The organism is Halomonas campaniensis (assembly GCF_002211105.1).
In the GTDB taxonomy this organism is placed as follows: Bacteria; Pseudomonadota; Gammaproteobacteria; order Pseudomonadales; family Halomonadaceae; genus Vreelandella; species Vreelandella campaniensis_A.
Genome location: NZ_JPUA01000043.1, coordinates 217452 through 236204 on the forward strand (window position 1 = coordinate 217452; position 18753 = coordinate 236204).

General features: G+C 54.3%; 16 protein-coding genes. 5 read left to right on the forward strand and 11 right to left on the reverse strand.

What is annotated here, in order from left to right:
* Positions 1-4: 4 nt before the first annotated feature.
* The 5 genes from JI62_RS20455 to JI62_RS20475 all read right to left on the reverse strand — a co-directional run bounded on the left by JI62_RS20455 (position 5) and on the right by JI62_RS20475 (position 5683).
* Positions 5-937 carry a RimK-like protein gene (locus tag JI62_RS20455; protein WP_088701947.1) on the reverse strand — a complete coding sequence of 311 codons (933 nt, stop codon included), beginning with the start codon at positions 935-937 and terminating at the stop codon, positions 5-7.
* On the reverse strand, positions 934-1137 hold the full coding sequence (locus tag JI62_RS20460; RefSeq protein WP_088701948.1) for a hypothetical protein: 204 nt from the start codon (positions 1135-1137) through the stop codon (positions 934-936). The genes JI62_RS20455 and JI62_RS20460 overlap by 4 nt, the downstream gene beginning before the upstream one ends.
* 364 nt (positions 1138-1501) lie before the next feature.
* Positions 1502-2773 carry a 4-aminobutyrate--2-oxoglutarate transaminase gene (gene gabT / locus JI62_RS20465; RefSeq protein WP_088701949.1) on the reverse strand — a complete coding sequence of 424 codons (1272 nt, stop codon included), beginning with the start codon at positions 2771-2773 and terminating at the stop codon, positions 1502-1504.
* 11 nt (positions 2774-2784) lie between these two features.
* Positions 2785-4236 carry an NAD-dependent succinate-semialdehyde dehydrogenase gene (locus tag JI62_RS20470; protein ID WP_088701950.1) on the reverse strand — a complete coding sequence of 484 codons (1452 nt, stop codon included), beginning with the start codon at positions 4234-4236 and terminating at the stop codon, positions 2785-2787.
* 31 nt (positions 4237-4267) lie between these two features.
* Entirely contained in the window at positions 4268-5683 is a 1416-nt protein-coding gene (locus JI62_RS20475) for an APC family permease (protein ID WP_088701951.1), read from the reverse strand.
* Positions 5684-5960: 277 nt separating this feature from the next.
* Here JI62_RS20475 and JI62_RS20480 point away from each other — a divergent pair, with 277 nt between their 5' ends.
* From JI62_RS20480 to JI62_RS20490, 3 genes are all read left to right on the forward strand, one after another.
* Positions 5961-7379: a PLP-dependent aminotransferase family protein gene (locus JI62_RS20480; RefSeq protein ID WP_088701952.1), complete on the forward strand. Its 1419-nt coding sequence runs from the start codon at positions 5961-5963 to the stop codon at positions 7377-7379.
* A gap of 86 nt (positions 7380-7465) precedes the next feature.
* Entirely contained in the window at positions 7466-8146 is a 681-nt protein-coding gene (locus JI62_RS20485; RefSeq protein WP_170938604.1) for a lysozyme-like domain containing protein, read from the forward strand.
* Positions 8147-8177: 31 nt separating this feature from the next.
* Complete coding sequence (locus tag JI62_RS20490; RefSeq protein ID WP_088701953.1) at positions 8178-8918, forward strand: sulfite exporter TauE/SafE family protein; 741 nt, start codon at positions 8178-8180, stop codon at positions 8916-8918.
* 74 nt (positions 8919-8992) lie between these two features.
* On the opposite strand, the gene JI62_RS20495 is transcribed toward JI62_RS20490, so the two are convergent.
* The 5 genes from JI62_RS20495 to JI62_RS20515 all read right to left on the reverse strand — a co-directional run bounded on the left by JI62_RS20495 (position 8993) and on the right by JI62_RS20515 (position 15088).
* Positions 8993-9544, reverse strand: coding sequence for a cupin domain-containing protein (locus tag JI62_RS20495; protein ID WP_041158716.1), 552 nt, complete (start codon positions 9542-9544; stop codon positions 8993-8995).
* Between the two features lie 163 nt (positions 9545-9707).
* A complete protein-coding gene (nhaC, locus tag JI62_RS20500) occupies positions 9708-11162 on the reverse strand; it encodes a Na+/H+ antiporter NhaC (RefSeq protein ID WP_088701954.1) in 1455 nt (484 codons plus the stop codon).
* A gap of 221 nt (positions 11163-11383) precedes the next feature.
* On the reverse strand, positions 11384-12883 hold the full coding sequence (locus JI62_RS20505) for an aldehyde dehydrogenase (RefSeq protein WP_088701955.1): 1500 nt from the start codon (positions 12881-12883) through the stop codon (positions 11384-11386).
* The gene (locus JI62_RS20510; RefSeq protein WP_088701956.1) at positions 12883-14259 is read right to left on the reverse strand and encodes an aspartate aminotransferase family protein; all 1377 of its coding nucleotides are present in this window, start codon (positions 14257-14259) and stop codon (positions 12883-12885) included. Before JI62_RS20510 ends, JI62_RS20505 begins: the two co-directional genes overlap by 1 nt.
* Positions 14260-14293: 34 nt before the next feature.
* Positions 14294-15088: a gamma-glutamyl-gamma-aminobutyrate hydrolase family protein gene (locus JI62_RS20515; RefSeq protein WP_088701957.1), complete on the reverse strand. Its 795-nt coding sequence runs from the start codon at positions 15086-15088 to the stop codon at positions 14294-14296.
* Positions 15089-15354: 266 nt separating this feature from the next.
* Between JI62_RS20515 and JI62_RS20520 the strand changes: the two genes are divergently transcribed.
* Positions 15355-16743: a glutamine synthetase family protein gene (locus JI62_RS20520; protein ID WP_088701958.1), complete on the forward strand. Its 1389-nt coding sequence runs from the start codon at positions 15355-15357 to the stop codon at positions 16741-16743.
* Between the two features lie 205 nt (positions 16744-16948).
* On the opposite strand, the gene JI62_RS20525 is transcribed toward JI62_RS20520, so the two are convergent.
* A complete protein-coding gene (locus JI62_RS20525) occupies positions 16949-18241 on the reverse strand; it encodes an NAD(P)/FAD-dependent oxidoreductase (RefSeq protein ID WP_088701959.1) in 1293 nt (430 codons plus the stop codon).
* Positions 18242-18541: 300 nt separating this feature from the next.
* Between JI62_RS20525 and JI62_RS20530 the strand changes: the two genes are divergently transcribed.
* On the forward strand, positions 18542-18753 hold a 212-nt coding region (locus JI62_RS20530), incomplete at its 3' end, for an aminopeptidase P family N-terminal domain-containing protein (protein ID WP_170938608.1).

Consider the following 18753-nt stretch of genomic DNA (forward strand, 5'->3'; position numbering starts at 1 on the left):
AGACTCACCCGGCCAAAACATTAGCTATATCTTTCTCAATTGGCCGCTTTTCTGTCGAAAGCCACCCCCATTCGCCTGTAGGGTTAATTTCGATGAAATAGTAATTTCCATTGCTTTCGATTAGATCGATTGCACCAAACTTCAACCCCATTTCGCTAACGATATCCTTACAGTACCTACTTATAAGTTTCGGCAAACCAATATCGATATACTCAATTTCCTCTTTTTTAAGCAGCCTCCAGTCGTTATCGATACCGCGACCAGCCGATGTGATTTTGACTGCATGCAGCTTTTCTCCAACAACAGTGACTCTGATATCAGTTTTAGGGTAAACGTATTCCTGCACTGTTAATGGAGCTATCTTTGTATTTTCTTCGTTCAACTCTTTGGCAGTTATGTTTGACGTATATGTAAATAAACAATCTTCACCTTCACGAAGAAGAACAGTGTCCAAAGATTTTACAATTATCTCTTCATCAAATTTTTCAAAATAGCTAGAATCATTGCCAATCATCGTCTTAGGAACCATAAAACCTACTTTAGAGGCTAGCATCAACTGATATGGTTTTGATTCAGCAGAATAAGTGCTAGATGGCCAATTCATCCAAATAGCATCTTCGAACACAATAAGACCTCTTAGAAATGCAGCCCATTGAGATCTAACAAGCTGTTCTTCCAGAGAAAGTGGATATGCAGGGGCATTCCTAATGAAAACCGGCTGCCTAAACCAAACTGAGGTAATATTAGACACAGTTCTATTCTTTCCATGACCTTTTACCGTCAATACTTTTTTTACGGGATCAATATTTATCAAATAGTTAGACAGATCTTCCTTATTCAGGCGGATATAATCAATCCCTGTCTTCTCTAGCTCCTGAATGACAAGATCAACAGAAAAGTCATACTTGCTGCAAAGAATCAAACAAAGCTTATTCATTCTCCTTTTTGATCCTCACCGGTTTCAACATCACACTTCTTGGTAACCTGCACACCAAATTCAGAGCTATGCGACACTAAAACTTCATTTGATTTCGTCCAAAGGCCTCTATCATAGTCGTAGCTACATCCCTCAGGCATATTTGGTACGACTTCGTATGGTTTTCTCTTTGCTAGTGTAATTAATACGTGATCCGACATAATGACCCCCTTATAATGATAAGATTTTGAAATTTAACAGAAATTTGACAACACGTCTTATGATTATACGAACACGCCAATATGATTATCCGAATAATGGCGCACTTCTATACCCCTTTAACCCTTTGATTCTTATATTTATTATTTTTTCATCAGGTTAAGGTTACATATCAAAATTTCGCACTCTTACTGGATTTCCCAACGCCTAAGCCTTGGGCTATCACTCTACCAAACCCAGCTTAGCATAAGTTCTTAGCACGGCTGTTTATCTTAGGTATGAGATTTCAACACCCACAAAAAACCCGCCCAACGCCAACAGCTTTCGCGGTTTGACGAGGGTGGGCTTTGTGATGCTTAGACGATTTTAGCTAAGCGCTTCCAGCGACTGCTCAATAATACTCAAGCCCTCTTCCAACACCGTAGAAGAGACGGTTAACGGCACCAGAATGCGTATGCTATTGCCGTAGAAGCCACAGGAAAGCAGGATCAACCCTTTCTCACGGGCTTTGGCACAGAGCGCACCGGTCATCTGAGTATCTGGCTTGCCGTCGCTATCAAGCAGTTCAAACGCTGCCATGGCGCCTAGCTGGCGGCCATGGGCCACGGCGGGAAAGCGCTCTTCCCATACCGCGAAGCGCTCGGCCAGCATCTTGCCCATTTGCTCGCTGCGGGCCAGGATATCTTCCTCTTCGATGACCTCGATGACCGCCAGCGCCGCTGCGCAGGAGAGTGGGTTGCCGCTGTAGGTGCCGCCCAGGGAGTTGGGGCCGGAGGCGTCCATTACCTTGGCGCTACCCACCACAGCCGAGAGCGGCATGCCGTTCGCCAAGCTCTTGGCGGTGGTCAGAATATCCGCCTCGATACCGCTATGTTCGAGGGCAAACAGCTTGCCGGTGCGGGCAAAGCCAGACTGCACTTCGTCGGCGATCAGCAGAATGCCGTGCTCGTCACACAGTGCGCGTAGCGCTTTCAGGTAGTCCGGTGAAGCAATGTAGAACCCACCTTCGCCCTGTACCGGCTCAATTACAATGGCCGCCGTGCGGTGCGGGGCGATATCAGTTTTGAACAGCGTGCGAATGGCGTTCAGTGAGGCTTCTTCGCTGATGCCGTGCAGCGGATTGGGGAACGGTGCGCGGAACACGTCGCCCGGCATCGGGCCAAAGTCGTTCTTGTAGGGCAGCACCTTGCCGGTCATCGCCAGGGTCATCATGGTGCGGCCGTGGAAGGCGCCGTCGAAGGTGATGATGCCGGTGCGGCCAGTGGCGGCGCGGGCAATTTTCACGGCGTTTTCCAGCGCTTCGGCACCGGTGTTGACCAGCATCGCCTTACGCTCGGGGCCGCGTACCGGGGTGAGTTCGCAGAGCTTTTGGCACAGCTGCACGTAGGGCGCGTAAGAGATCACCGCCGCGCTGGTGTGCATGACTTTCTTGAGCTGCGCTTCCACAGCGGCAACGATTTTCGGGTGGCGGTGGCCCAGGTTGAGCACGCCAATGCCGCCCGCAAAGTCGATCCAGCGGTTGCCGTCGGCGTCCCACAGCTCGGCGTTTTCGGCGCGCTCGGCAAACTGGGTGGTGGGCGTCGCGGCACCGTTGGCCACGTAACGGTTTTTCAGGTCGTTCAATTCTTGGTTAGTCATCATGGTTCTCTTTATAGGCCGCCAACGCAGACGTATTTGAGTTCAGTAAATTCATCGAGACCGTGGTGGGAGCCTTCACGGCCCAGCCCGGACTCTTTTACGCCGCCAAAGGGCGCAAGCTCGGTGGAGATCAGCCCTTCGTTGACGCCCACCATGCCGTACTCAAGCGCTTCCATGGTTCGCCAGATGCGGCGATAGTCCGTGGCGTAGAAGTAGGCGGCCAGACCGAACGGCGTGTCGTTGGCCATCTGGATGGCCTCTGAGTCCTGCTTAAAGCGGAACACCGGCGCCACGGGGCCAAACGTCTCTTCATCAGCCACGGCCATCTCGGTGGTGACGTCGGCCAGCACCGTGGGCGTATAGAAGTGCTCACCGGCAGTGTGGAGTTTGCCGCCACACATAAGACGTGCGCCTTTGCCTTGGGCGTCGTCCACGTGTCGCTGAACCTTGTCTATCGCCGCTTGGTTGATCAGCGGGCCGATAACGCTGCCTTCCGCCAGGCCATCGCCCACCTTCAGCGCATTCACACGCTCGGTCAGCTTGGCGACAAAGGTGTCGTAAATACCGTCCTGCACCAGGAAGCGGTTGGTGCATACGCAGGTTTGTCCGGCGTTGCGGAATTTGGAGGCGATTGCGCCATCAACAGCGGCATCTACATCGGCGTCGTCAAAGACGATAAAGGGTGCGTTGCCGCCCAGCTCCATGGCGGTTTTCTTCACCGTGCTGGCACACTGGGCCAGCAGGTGTTTGCCCACCGGGGTCGAGCCGGTAAATGAGACTTTGCGCACCCGTGGATCGGTAGTGAGCACTTCACCCACCGCTGCCGGTTTTGAGGCGGTAATCACGTTAATGGTGCCTGCAGGCAGGCCCGCTTCCAGTGCCAGGTAAGCAGCGGCAAGCGCCGTTAACGGCGTGGCTTCGGCAGGTTTGATCACCACGGTGCAGCCCGCGGCCAGGGCTGGGGCACACTTGCGAGTAATCATCGCCAGCGGGAAGTTCCATGGGGTGATCGCCGCGACCACGCCTACCGGCTCGCGCAGAACCAATAAGCGTTTGTCCGCGCCGTGACTAGGCAGGGTTTCCCCTGCCATGCGTTTGGCTTCTTCGGCGAAGAACTCGATAAACGAGGCACCGTAGATCACTTCGCCTTTGGCTTCCGCCAGGGGTTTGCCCTGCTCCAAGGTCATCAGGCGAGCCAGGTCGTCGGCGTGCTCATTGATCAGCTCAAACCAGCGACGCAGCAACGCAGAACGCTGTTTCACCGGCGTGGCGCGCCAGGCGGCACCGGCGTTGTAGGCGGCGGCGACCGCGTCACGGGTATCGTCGGCCCCCATATCCGCCACCCGGGCAATCGTTTCATCGGTGGCGGGGTTATCCACCGCAAAGGTTTGTTGGCCTGTACGCCACTCGCCACCCACCAAGGCTGGAACCGCATCGTGCAACCACTGTTCGATAAAGCTCATATGTTGCTCCTCAGAAATCTCGTAGGACGGCTTACAGATCCGCTTTCATATGGCGATCGCTATAGTCACGCCCGTAGGTACGCAGCGCATGCACATACAGCACGATGCCCAGCGCCGCCCAACCAGCAAAAATAGTCCACTCCGCACCGCTCAGCGCTGCCGGGCTACCGGGCAGGTAGAGGCACGCCATACCGAAAGAGAGGATGATCGCGAGGATGCCGCACAGCTTGCCGTTATTTACCTTGAATGGACGGGGCATATCCGGCTCACGCACCCGCAGCACGACAAAGGAGATGGCGACGAACAGGTAGGCCAACACGATGCCCAAGCCACCCGCATTAACGATCCATACCAGCGCCGGGCGGCCAAAGAAGGGTGCCAAGCAGGAGAGAAAGCCCATCATAAAGATGGCATTGGTCGGGGTTCTGTAACGAGGGTGCAGCTTGGCGAACGGCGCAGGCAGCATGCCTGCTTTGGCCAGGGCATAGATTGCCCGCGAGCCGCCAATATAGAAGGCGTTCCAACTAGTAATGATCCCCGCAATACCCGCCATGACCATTAAGTTGCTGGCCCACTCGGCATTAAACAGGCTGCCCATGGCATCCGGCACGCTAAGCGAGCTTGCCGCCAACTCATCACTATTCAGTGCCAGGCTGGTGGCCAGAATGATCAGCGCGTACCACACCACCGCCAGGATCACCGACATCATCAGTACCTTGCCGATGGCTTTGTAGGGCAGGTTAATCTCTTCCGCCGCCTGGGGAATAACGTCAAAGCCCACGAACAGGAACGGCACCATCACCAGTACCGCCACTATGCCTGCGAACACGCCGCTATCGGCTTGAGTGAACAGCGGCATCATATTGATGGTTTCGCCTTCAAACAGCGAACCGGTGACAAACATCACCCCCACCAGCAGAATTAACCCGGTAACCACTTTTTGCAGCAACGCCGCGGTGGTCACGCCGAAGTAGTTGATGATCATCATGACCAGCGAACCGCCGACGCCTACCGCGACCCAGGTGGCTTTCACTTCCCACCCGGCAATCGTCCAGAGGTGACCAACGGCGTAGTTGGGTGCCAGGTGTTCGATCACCGTGGGCAGGGCGACGGCTTCAAAGGCCACTACGCTTAAGTAGCCCAAAATAATCGCCCAAGTGCACAAAAAAGAGGGCAAGTGACCTAAAGCGCGGTAGCTGTATACGTGCTCGCCACCCACTTTGGGCATTGCAGCGGCAAGCTCTGCATAGGTGAGCCCGACCAAGACAATCGCTAAGCCGCCGATAATAAAGGCTATAATGGCGCCTAGACTGCCTGCGGATTGAATGGCGGTACCGGTGAGTACAATCCAGCCCCAGCCGATCATCGCGCCGAAAGCCAGCGCTAGTACATCGCCACGGGCCAATACCCGGACGAGCCCTTCCTGTTCTGATGAGGGTGTGGTCATTTGAAATGTCCTGCGAGTTATTGGATGTTGTCGTAGGCGCTCAGGGGCGCAGTATCCTGATCCTGTTTTAACAGCCTCTCTTTGAACGGGCATGTTTTAAACGGTTCTGTTAAACAGGATAGCAACACGCTAGCAGGCGGGAGAGAAAACACGAATGCACCACTTTGGCGTTCGACTAGACCACTTTTTATACGCACCAAAAGGGTGCGCCTTTTTTATACGGCTTTCGTCTAAGTGCCCGTCGTTAGGGGGTTAAGCGGGAGTAAGGGGAGTCCAAATGGATCGCAAGGAGGTGGTGCACCAACTTGTACAACTTTATGCACTCCAACCGGAGCGGTTGAGTAAGCAGGTGCGTATAGAGCAAGCATTGCGTCAGGCCATTACCCAGCAGTGGCCTTCCGGACTGCGGCTGCCCTCTCACCGGCAGTTGGCGGATGCCTTGGGCGTCGCCCGTCAAACCCTGGCGCTGGCAATTCATACGCTACTCGAAGAGGCACTGCTTAAAACCGCCCACGGCCAAGGCACCTGGACATGCCGCCCCATGACGCCAAACTCTCCCCTGCGTGGCAATGCGCAGCTCTCTCAACGTGCCCAGCGGGTGCTGGATGGCCCTGGCGCTAGCGCAGTTCAAAGCGGCGCCTTCGTGCCCGGTATTCCTGATATCGCCCAGTTCCCAATGCGAAAATGGCGGCAGCTCTATGCCAGCGTGACGGTGCCGCAAAACGCCCTACTGCTCTCCTACTCCACCGGTGGCTACGGGCCGTTAAAGCGCGCCATCCGCGATTTTTTAGCGCGCTGGCGCAATATTAGCTGCGACACGGAGCAGATCATCATTACCGACGGAACCCATAACGGCATTGAGCTATGCGCCGTGGCGCTGGCTGATGTGGGCGACACCGTTGCCATGGAGTCACCCTGCTACTGGGGGGCACGCAATGTCTTTACCGCCGCAGGTTTGGAAATCGAACCGGTGGCGTGGCTGCCAGGTCAAGGGCACAGCCTTCCGCCTGCTCCTGGCCCGATCAAGCTGGCCTACCTGACCGGCTCGCACCACTACCCGCTCAGCGTGCCCACCCGTGCAGTGGATAAACAGCGCTTATGCGATGCCTTAGCGCCCGCGTATATTGTCGAAGATGATTACGAGTTTAACCGCGACGACCATTCTAACCTGCTCTTCTATCCGCACTCGGAGCGCCACTTGCTGGTGGGCTCGTTTTCCAAGATGATGTTTCCAGGCCTGCGCTTAGGCTATTTAGTTGTGCCGCGACATTTAGCGGGGCCCATGAATCGCCTGCGCAGCGAGCTTTTCCGCGAAGGGCGCATGCTGGATCAGGCGGTGCTGGCTCAGTTTATTTTTGATGGTGATTTGGATGTCTGGTGTCGGCGTATTCAGCGCGACTATCTAGGGCGCCAACAGGTGCTGCATGATCAACTACGTTCCCTGCCGCAGGTGCGCAGCGTTTCACCGCCCAGCAGCGCCATCAGCCTTTGCGTCGAGTTTGCGCCGGGCGTTAACGATGTGGGAATCGCTCAGTCACTGCTGAAAGAGCATTTAATTGTGCGTCCATTAAGCCCTGTGTGTGCACCAACCGATCCGCGCGTCGGCTTAGTAATGGGCGTCGGCATGCTATCAGGGGAAACGCTGGTGCGTGAAGCACAGCGCCTGCGTCGCAGCCTGGAAGCGTTGCTGCGCTAATGATTACTAATAGCGCCTTGGTGATAAGGCAGTGCTTCTCAACATCTTATCCACAATCTTTGAATAGCTTATTCACAAGGACTTTTATGCGCTGCCCTGTTGATAACCGTATCTTTACTTCTTCGTCTGCTTTCGCCTCACTTCGTCTTTGGATGGCGATAGGCCTGGCTCTGTTCCTCTCTGGCTGCGCCACTTTTGCCCCCAATCCGCCCCAGGATCAAAGCAATATCTGCGAGATCTTCCGCGAGCAGCCCAGTTGGTACGATTACGCCCGGGAGTCTCAGGAAAAGTGGGGCACACCCATCGCCACCCAGATGGCGTTTATTCAACAGGAGTCTTCGTTTCGTAGCCATATCCGCCCAGATCGCAAATATTACCTAGGCTTTATCCCCGGCCCCCGCCCCTCTTCTGCTAAAGGCTACGCCCAGGCCCAAGACCCAGTGTGGGAAGAGTATGAGGATCAAGCGGGCAGCCTGTTTGCTCGGCGTACCCATATGAAGCACGCCACGGATTTTATTGGTTGGTACAACCGCCGCTCCCAGCAGCAGGCGGGCATATCGCTAACCAATCCTGAGCATCTCTACTACGCCTATCATGAAGGCGCAGGCGGTTATCAACGAGGCACTTATCGCGGTAAGTCCCACGTATTAAGCGCAGGGAGACAAGTAGCTGCTCGCGCTAATCGCTACCAAGCCCAGCTCAACAGCTGCGAAGCGGAGTTTCAGTGCCGCAAGTTTTATCAGGTCTGGCCGTTTTGCCGTCGTTAAGAAAGAGTAAAAAAGAGCAAGGAAGAACAGTATGAGCCTATGGATAGGCATTGCTTTTGTGAGCGTGGTGTTTTTCACCTCGATGCTGTCGGGTGTGTTTGGCATGGCGGGCGGTTTGGTACTGCTGTGGTTTCTGCTGCTGATCTTTCCCGCAGGCACGGCCATGGCGGTGCACGGCGTTATCCAACTCACCGCGAATGGATCACGAGCGTGGCTATCGCGGCGCTTTATTGTCTGGCGTATTGTCGCCTTTATGACGCTTGGCGTACTGAGTGCCGCGGGCTTACTGCTGCTGTTCAACTACAGCCCTAATGCCGCCAGCGTATCGCTGTTGATTGGCCTAATGCCGATTCTGGTATGGATACCCAAGCGCTGGTTTCATCTGGATGCCAACCGCGCCAGCCACGCGCTGTGCTGTGGGATCGCCTCCGGCGGTTTGACAATAGCGGCGGGGGTGTCCGGGCCACTGATCGATATCTTCTTCGTGCGCTCCCAGATGGATCGCCGCCAAGTCGTGGCGACCAAGGCAATGATACAGGTGGTGGCGCACAGCATTAAGATCATCTTCTACCTGGGTGCCGCCATGGCGCTTAGTGCCGGAGAGTGGGGCATTGTGCTGCTAGCGGCGCCGTTTGCGATTTTTGGTACCCACACCGGCAACCGCATTTTACACCGACTCACTGATGCCAACTTCCGCACCTGGACACGCTGGATCGTCACCGGCATTGGGGTCTTCTACTTTTTGCAAGGGGTCTTTCTACTCACCCGCTAGCGTTGCAGCGGAGTCCAGGCGATTTGCGCGCCATTACGGCTGCGACAGTTGCGGCACAATATAAGCCAGTAATGTCAGAACGCCTTACCTGGCGTAGCGCAGCTGATGATCTTGCAGGGAACATCACCAATATTTCTGAAACGGTGCGGAGTGCTGGTCTTGAAATAGTAGGACTCCCCTGGCCCTAGGCGCCTCGTATTGCTTCCAACGATGATTTCAATCTCACCTTCTACGACAAAACCCGCCTCTTCACCATAGTGGGTAATCATAGCTTGCCCGGTATCAGCACCCGGTAAATACCGCTCAACCATAAACGCCAAGGCACGATTAGGACGATTTGCCCCGACAAGTTTGAAGGAAATATCACCAGAGGCAATATCAACCAAATCATCCGCCGAATAGAACACCTGCTCCTGACTATCCAGATCCATGGTAAAAAAATCACCGACGCTCATAGAGAAGGCGTTTAGGATTTTCTTCAGGGAACTGACGGATGGGCTAACCTTTCCTTGCTCTATTAGCGAAAGACTTGAATGGGTCACCCCACACAACTTGGCTAGTTCACGCTGCGAAATCCCTCGCTGCTTGCGCAGGGAGCGCAAGCTCGCACCCACGTCATCCGACATGCTTTTTTCACTCCCTATCAATAAGTAAAATTACGTTATTGGTCTATTGACGGGCACATAATAGCGCAAAAAAAACCCCACGGCTGTGGGGCAAAAACTTAATTAAAAGGGCGCCTGCTACAAAAGATAACTCGCTTAGCCGGTGTTCATCGTCGTGCTCAGCTCAAGCACTTCGAGCATCAGCCAACTCGGAGGCCACGTCAGACTCTTGCGGCTCGTTTTCGTAAGCAATCCGGAAACCGGTAAAGCCGTAAAGAATCGCAAATAGCGGGCTAAGCAGCGCTAAAAAAGCATAGGGTGCGTAACTGAAAGCACTGACGCCTAGCGTGGCAAACATAAAGGCGCCACAGGTATTCCAAGGCACTAGGGGCGACGTCATGGTGCCAGCATCTTCTACTGTGCGAGACAGGTTTTTCAGTTTAAGCGAGCGACGTTGGTACTCTTTGGCATACATGCGGGCGGGCAAGATAATGCTGAGATACTGATCGCACCCCACGACATTAGCAGCCATCGCTGTCGCAACCGTAGTAGCAATCAGGCTACCCGTGGTCTTGGCCAGTTTGAGCAGGCTTTCCACGATGGTGCGGAAAAAACCAGCCGACTCAAGAATCCCGCCAAAGCTCATTGCAATGATGATCAATGAGACCGTCCACATCATGGCGTCAGTACCGCCGTTGGTCAGCAGGTCGTCCACAGTGACATTACCCGTATTTACCGTATAGCCTTCCACAAAAATAGTGAAGCTATCACCTAGAGGTACACCCTGAATCACAATCGCGCAGATGATTCCCATTAGCGAGCCAACAGCAAGCGCAGGAATGGCCGGAACCTTCTTGATCATCATCACGATTACTGCCGCAGGCACCAGCAGCAGCCAGGGGCTAATGATAAATAGTTCATTTAAGCTCTGCTGTAACTCCGCAACTTGTGTCGCGCCATCGCCGGAAGGCGTCATGTTCAGGCCAATAATGGTGTAAAGCACCAGTGCCACCGCGAGCGCAGGAACCGTGGTGTAGAGCATATAGCGAATGTGTTCAAACAGATCGACACCGACGACACCTGGCGCCATGTTGGTAGTTTCGGAAAGCGGAGAAATCTTGTCGCCAAAATAAACCCCAGAGATCACGGCGCCGGCTACCATCGCAGGGTTAAGGCCGAGCCCTTCACCGACGCCCATCAAGGCAATACCAATAGTGCCGGCCGCCGTCCAGGCGTTACCGCCAGCCAACGATACCAAGCAGCAGATCAGGCACGCCGCAACCAAAAAGTAGTCTGGTGCCAGAATGCTCAGGCCGTAATAGATCATAGTGGGCACAATCCCACCGGCAATCCAGTAGCCAATAATGGTGCCGATAATGATGAGAATCACAATCGCCTGAGTGGTCAGGCCAATAGAGCGCATGATTCCCGCTTCGAGATGCTTCCAGCGACTACCCGTCGCAATAGCCACTATCGTCGCTACAATCGCACTCAAAAAAAGTGGCAAGTGCGGGTCAGTTTCGAAATAGCCGATAAAGACGCCCAATGACGCCGCCATAAACACAACGGGTATCATGGTCGCTTTCAAACTTGGGCGGGGAGTTTCCTGGTCTTCCTTAGCAGTGTGGTCAGTCGACATAATGTTCTCACTTAATGTTTGATTATTGGTCGTCGTATTTCCGTTAGGAAATCATTGCAGTGATGGCGACTCCGATCATTGTTATGCTTGTTTTTATTGGTTTTTCAGGCACAAGATCCCCTCGGCGAGGGGCACGGCATTTGCCGTGACACCTAGCGCTGTTGAATCGAATCAATAAAGGGTGAAGTGCCTAGGCGAAGCTTGTTACGAACGTCGACGGTTCAAACGCTCAGCGACATCCACACGGTCTTCACTTCGCAGTATTTCTCCTGCGCATGAAGCGATTTATCGCGCCCATTGCCCGACTGCTTCACGCCGCCGAAAGGCACTGTCTGATCGATACCCGCCCAGTTATTCACATATACCTGGCCGGATTGCAGGCGCCGCGAGACCCGCATAATACGGTCAATGTCCTGGCTCCAAACGCCGGCAGCGAGACCAAAGTCACTATCATTGGCCAGTGCAATCGCTTGCTCTTCGCTGTCGAAACCGAACACGCTCAGCACGGGGCCAAAGATTTCTTCGCGGCCAATGCGCATATCGGGAGTCACATCATCGAAAATCGTCGGCGTGAGGAAATATCCCTTGGAATCGCTGGCTTCGCCCCCCAACTTCAAAGTGGCACCTTCGTTTTCGCCCTGGCGAATATACTCAAGTACCCGTTGGTACTGCGCTTCATCGACCATGGCGCCCATGAAGCTATTCGGGTCGAGCGGGTCTCCTGGCTGCATGTGCTCAGCAGCTTTCACCACACGGGCCACAAACTCCTTGCGAATACTGTTTTCCACCAGCAGGCGCGAACCGGCAATACACACCTCCCCTTGGTTGTGGAAAATAGCTTCTGCAGCGCTTTGGGCGACGGCATCAAGGTATTGGCAGTCGGCGAAAACGATATTTGGGCTTTTGCCACCGCACTCTAGAAACACGCGTTTCAGGTTGGATTGTCCGGCGTACTGCATGAGCTGTTTACCCACAGCCGTGGAGCCGGTAAACGCCAGACAATCTACCTGCATGGAGAGCGCCAGGGCTTTGCCCACCGTATGGCCGTAACCGGGTAAAACCTGAAATACGCCGTCAGGAATACCGGCTTCCTGGGCAAGATGCGCCAAGCGCAGCGCCGACAAAGGGGATTTTTCCGACGGTTTGAGAATCACGCTGTTGCCCGCGGCCAGTGCCGGGGCAATTTTCCAGGATGTCATCATCAGCGGAAAATTCCATGGCACGATCGCCGCCACAACACCCATGGGCTCGCGTAACACCAATCCAAGCGCATTCTCGCCCGTGGGAGCCACTTCGCCATAAAGCTTATCGATACACTCCGCCTGATAGCGCAAGCAGGCAACGGTGCCTGCCAAATCCCCGAGCGAGCTGGAAATCGGCTTACCCATATCGAGCGTATCGAGTAACGCCAACTCATCGCGGTGCGTCTCTACCAAATCCGCGAGGCGCAGCAACACGCGCTTGCGTTTACTCGGATGGCAACGTGACCAGACACCGCTATCAAAGGTTGCACGGGCCGCTTGCGTTGCACGCTCAGCATCTAGCGCATCGCAGCTGGCCACTTCCGCAAGCACGCTTCCGGTAGCAGGATTGATACTGGTTAGTGTGCTGCCTGCGACGGCGGCCACAAACTCGCCATTGATAAAAGCGCGTGTTTCAAAGCTCAGTGACGCCGCTTTTGCTTGCCAGTCGGCTAGGGTTTTCGTGTTATCTGCCGCCATTATGCACTCTCCATGGGGTGTGTTATCGCCAGCTTTTCGGCTGTTTTGTCCAGAGCCAAACGCGCTTTGCTCACCAGTTCATCAATTTCACTGTGCGTGATGATGAGCGGCGGGGATATCACCATGGTGTCGCCCACTGAGCGCATCACTAGCCCGCTTTCGAAACACAAATCACGGCACAGATTGCCTACGGAAAGGGATTTATCGAAGCGCTCGCCAGTCGTCTTGTCAGCAACAAGCTCGAGTGCCCCGATCAGGCCTAGCGAGCGAGCTTCACCAACTAACGGGTGTTCCGCCAACGCCTGCCAACGTTTCGCCAGATAAGGGCCCAGGTCATTGCGAACGTTGTCGACCACCTGCTCACTTTCCATCAGCTCGAGGTTTTTAAGCGCCACAGCCGCACAGACCGGGTGGCCGGAGTAAGTAAAGCCGTGGAAGAACTCACCGCCCTCTTCTATCAATGTATCGGCCACACGGTCTCCCACCAGCACCGCGCCAATGGGCAGATAGCCCGACGACAAGCCCTTGGCAATCGGCATCAGGTCAGGCGTTAACCCATAGTGAGTACTGCCAAACCACTCGCCTAAACGCCCGAAGCCGCAAATGACTTCGTCGGCAATCAGCAAAATATCGTACTTAGCCAGTACCTCTTTCACCGTCGGCCAATAGCTGTCTGGCGGAATGATCGCACCGCCTGCGCCCTGCACCGGCTCGGCAATAAAGGCGGCTACTCTGTCTTCACCCAATGCCAGGATCTGCTCTTCTAGCGCTTGAGCACACTGCTTGCCAAAGGCCTCCTGACTCATCTCGCGCCCCTCGCCAAACCAGTAAGGCTGGCCAATATGGGAAATGCCCGGCACACAAGGGCCGCCTTGATCGTGCATCGGCGCCATGCCGCCAAGGCTCATGCCCGCCACGGTAGAGCCGTGATAACCATTTTCACGCGAGATGATCCACTGCTTTTCCGGCTTGCCTTTGATCGCCCAATAGCGTCGCACCATGCGTAGCACGGTATCGTTGGATTCGGAGCCGGATCCGGTGAAGAACACACGGTTGATATGCTCGGGTGCCAGTTCGCTTAGCTTAGCGGCCAGCTTCACTGCCGGGGGGTGGGTGGTTTTAAAGAAGTTGTTGTAGTACGGCAGTTGCTGCATCTGCTCGGTAGCAGCCTCAACCAACTCCTGACGCCCGTAACCGAGATTGACGCACCAAAGTCCTGCCATACCATCAAGAATACGATTGCCCTGGCTATCGTGAATGTATACCCCATCAGCATGAGTGATGATGCGGCTCCCCTCTTCGCCAAGGGATTTAAAGTCGGTGAAGGGATGAAGGTGGTGCTGGCGATCCAACGCCTGGTAATCCTGGGTCTGCATAGATCAGTTCCTGTTCAGTGTTTGCAATAAGCGTTCAGCCAGCAGCCCGCTGGGTACGATGCTGACGGCAGGCCGCCGCAAACCCCTGGAACAGGGCGTCATAGAAAGGATGTTCTTTAGGGCGCCACTCCGGATGCCACTGAACAGCCAGTGCAAACGCGGCGGCGGCGCGCACGGAGACCGCTTCAACTAACCCATCAGGTGCCCAGGCTTCCGCTTCCAGCCCTGGCGCAAGCTGATCAATCCCCTGTTGGTGCAGTGAATTCACTTCAGCATGTTCGCCGCTATAAAGCGCAGCCAGGGCTCCACCAGCGCGAATTTTTACCGTATGGGAGGGTGCATAATGGCCGGCCATGTCATCGGCGGGCGGCTCTCGATGATCCAGCATGCCAGGGAGTGTTTGAACTGCTTGGTGAAGCGTGCCCCCAAGGGCAACGTTCATTTCCTGAAAGCCACGACAAATGCCAAATAAAGGTAACGCCTGGCGTAACGCCTCATGCACCCAGCAAAGCGCCGCTTCATCGCGCCGTGCGTCATCACGGGTATTCTCCGGGGCGCGCTCGGCACCATAGCGATCAGGAGCGACGTTGGAGTAACTGCCGGTTAGCATCAAGCCATCAAGGCTACCCAACAGATCGACAGCCTGCTCTGCGCGCTGCTCAGGCGTCGCCATATCAGCCACCAGCACTGGGAGAATCACCGGCGTAACGCCGTAGTGGTAGAGCGCCTGAAGAAATTTATCAGTCACCATTTGGGCAGGATGACCTTCCACCTCTCGGCAGCAGGCGATAACCCCCACCAGGGGGCGCGAAGAATGCGTTGCTTGCATAGTCAAACCACTTTGTCGGTTGTTATGTTTTATTCAACACTCAATTCAACATAGCGTGACTCGTTTTATTTTCCAAGTGCAAATTGACTTTTTTGCCAAAATACACACCAAGCTATTGAATAACAAAGAATTAAAAAACAAATCCATCATGAAGAATAAATTTTTACACGCTTTTTGTTATTAAATAATTGACAGAAACGATCGACACCGCAAGGATACTGTTAGCAGAAACACAACTAACACGGCATAAAAATAAGGGTCAACGTATGTCCTCTGCCAATGACACAGACGCTCAAAACGTAGCCTCGGACTTTCTCGACCAGCACCCTGACATCACCACCATTGACCTGCTGATCAGTGACCTTAACGGTGTCATCCGAGGAAAGCGCATTCCTTGTGACAACCTCGCCAAAGTGTTTGAAAAAGGCATTTATTTGCCGGCTTCGGTCTTTGCGTTGGACATCAATGGCAACACGGTGGAAGAGACAGGACTTGGGCTTTCCAGCGGTGACGGTGATCGCGTATGCCGCGCCATTCCCGGCACACTCAACCCGGTCACCTGGATGGATAACAACCAGTATGGCCAGCTGTTAATGACCATGGAGGAGATGGATGGCTCGCCGTTTTTTGCCGACCCTCGCCAAATACTGCGGCGCATTCTTGAGCAGTTCTCCGCCCGTGGCTTAACCCCCGTCGTCGCCCTTGAGCTGGAGTTTTATCTGGTCGACCGCGTACGTGACGAAGAAAATTTAATCCAGCCACCTCAATCCCCTTCCAGCGGCGAGCGGGCTACTCAAAGCCAGCTCTATTCGGTGCTGGAATTAGATGAGTACGCAGAATTTATCAATGACTTGCAGTGTGCCGCCCAGGCACAAGGTTTGCCGCTGGATACGGTATTGAAAGAGTGCGCACCAGGCCAATTTGAAGCCAACCTGATTCATACAGATGATGCGTTAAGCGCCTGCGACCACTCGGTACTGCTCAAGCGCCTCATCAAGGGCGTTGCCTTAAAGCATGGCTTTGAAGCGACCTTTATGGCCAAGCCATACGGTTCAGAAGCCGGTAGCGGTACCCATGTTCACGTCAGTCTGATAGATAGCAACGGACATAACATCTTTGCCGAAAGCGGCGATGACCCGTTGGAGAGCGCAGAACTACAACACGCTGTAGGAGGGCTACTGGAACTGATGCCAGACTCCATGGCACTGCTGGCCCCTAACCTCAATTCGTTTCGCCGTTTTCAGGAAGGACTCTATGTACCCATGGCACCTACCTGGGGTTACGACAACCGCTCCGTGGCAATACGCGTACCCGCTGGCCCGAAAGAAGCACGACGAATAGAGCATCGCGTAGCGGGTGCCGACGTAAACCCCTACCTTTTACTGGCGACCGTGCTGGCATCTATCCACCATGGCCTAACCCAACAGGTTGCACCTGCCGAACCCATTATCGGCAACGCCTATGAGCAAATTGCACCTCAACTGACTAACAGCTGGGCACACGCACTGCACTTGCTGGGTAACAACCACGTACTCGGCGAACAACTTGGTGAAGACTTTATTGAAGTGTTCATTGCCAACCGCCAAGCAGAGCGCGCCGACACCATGCGTGAAGTTAGCGCCATGGAGTACGATTGGTACCTGCGCCACGTATGAGCTGTTAAACCGTTGATAGCACTAGGGTCGGTGCACGCCGCCCCTAGTGTTATGTTTGCCTTTCCTGCTATCCCGCCCTGCTATTCGTTTTTTATTCCATATCGTTTTTTATTCCGTGTTATCCGTGGGCATCTGTGGCAAATAAAAACGGACTGATGAATCTCTCCATCAGCCCGTTGCTATGAAACCGTCAAGCAATATGCCGCTAAACCGCCAGTCGGTCACGCATGGCGTAGAACCACGCGCCCATTGCGGAAAGCGGCACACGTAGCAACCGCCCACCGGGCATGGGTAGGTGGGAAATCTGCGCAAAGGCTTCAAAACGCGCTTCTTCACCGCTAATCGTTTCTGCCACCAACTTGCCGGCCAGATGGGAGCACGTTACCCCATGGCCAGAGTACCCCTGGGCGTAGTAAACGTTGCTATTAATGCGGCCAAATTGCGGCAGGCGATTGAGTGTTAGCAAGAAATTACCGCTCCAGGCGTAATCGACGCGAACATCGCCAAGCTCTGGGAAGGTCGTCAGCATTTTTGGCCGAATAGCCGCCTCGATACTGGTGGGTTCTTGCCCGCCATAATTCACGCCTCCGCCATACAGCAGACGGTTATCGGCGGTGAGGCGATAGTAATCCAAGAGGTAATTACAATCCTCGACCGCTTTATCATTAGGCAGTAATCGCGCGGCCAACTCTGCAGACAGCGGTTCAGTGGTAATGATCTGGGTGCCGCAAGGCATCGCTTTGCTCTCCAGCTTGGGTAGCAACCCTTGCAAATAGGCATTGCCAGCCATGACCACCCGCTGAGCAGTCACTCGCCCCTCCGGGGTATAAAGCGTTACCGGCTCGCCGTGCTCCACTCTTGTTACGGGAGAGTGTTCAAAAATCTTTCCACCCAACGACTCCAGCGCCACCGCCTGCCCCAGCACCAGATTGAGAGGGTGCAAATGCCCACCAGAGTGATCCACCAAGGCACCCACATAGCGTGTGCTGCCTACCTCTCGCTTGACCTCTTCGCCTTCCAGTAGCTCAAGCTGCTGATGACCATAGCGTTCCCATAAGCTTTTTTGATCCTTTAAGCCTTCCCACTGTTTCTTATTACAGGCGGCAAAAAGGTTGCCCTCTTTTAGGTCGCAGTTGATCTGATACTTTTCAATGCGCTGACGGATAATTTGGTTACCCTCGAATGCCATAGCCCCCAGCGCTCGGGCGGTTTCAGCGCCGTTTTGTTTTTCGATAACATCCATATCACGGCTATAGCTATTAACGATCTGCCCACCATTGCGACCGGAAGCTCCGAAGCCTATCGCCACACTTTCCAGCACCACCACTCGGTGACCGCGTTCCGCCAAATGCAACGCTGAAGAGATACCTGTAAACCCAGCCCCCACGACACAGACATCACACTCCACGTCCCCCTCCAGCGTGGGCCTTTTTGATGTGGAGTGTGACGATGCTGCGTAGTAAGAAGCCACATGACCGGAAGAAGCTTGAGGTTGCATTTGCCATCACCCTTTTGTTGATTATTTTAACCAAAATAATCATATAGACCGCTGCAAAAATACGCAAGCCTCAGCAAATACCGGCCTTATAGAGGAGTAACACTTTATTCCCTTCAAAAAATGTTACTAAAAAAGCAACACTCACTCATAACAAGTCACGGTCACACAACTGGAAAGAGTGACCTTTCACTTATATACCGTCCCTCTGGAGGCAAACTTTCATGCCCCCTAACGTTGAGGGGAATAAAAGCGAGCTTCATGCAGGCACCTATACTGACTTTATCGATTATGGAGGTCGCTATGGATTACCACCACTACCGCAAAACCCTTGCGGAAACGCTCGCCCAAAGTGAGCTGCCTTTTCCCGCTGCCGAATACCAAGCGCGCCTGGATAAGGTGCGCCATGCCATGGCACGGGGCGAACTGGATGCGCTGCTGCTGACCGACCCCGCCGATATTAACTACCTCACTGGCTACCACACCTTTGAAGTCTCGGTGCACGCCTGTTTGAT